Source organism: Colwellia marinimaniae (assembly GCF_002207865.1).
Classification (GTDB): Bacteria; Pseudomonadota; Gammaproteobacteria; order Enterobacterales; family Alteromonadaceae; genus Colwellia; species Colwellia marinimaniae.
Genome location: NZ_BDQM01000256.1, coordinates 1 through 274 on the forward strand (window position 1 = coordinate 1; position 274 = coordinate 274).

Consider the following 274-nt stretch of genomic DNA (forward strand, 5'->3'; position numbering starts at 1 on the left):
TTGGATCGAATAGCAAGCTCCAGGGCTCCCAGCAAGAGGGCACGCACCATGGCAAACCCCTACGCCGAGCTGTTCCAGGCGCCAGGTTCGAAGGCATTTGTAGCGGCTGGCATGCTCGCGCGTATGCCGATCTCCATGACCGGTATCGGCGTGATCACCATGTTGTCCCAGGTCCGTGGCGGCTATGGCTTGGCCGGAGCGGTGGCGGCGACTTTTGCCTTGGCCACGGCGTTTTGCGCACCCCAGGTGTCGCGGCTGGTAGACCGCTATGGCC

General features: G+C 63.5%; 1 pseudogene. It reads left to right on the plus strand.

Going from position 1 to position 274, the window contains the following annotated elements:
• Positions 1 to 48 precede the first annotated feature (48 nt).
• Positions 49 to 274, plus strand: a pseudogene (locus tag MTCD1_RS19175) (MFS transporter); the annotation flags it as partial.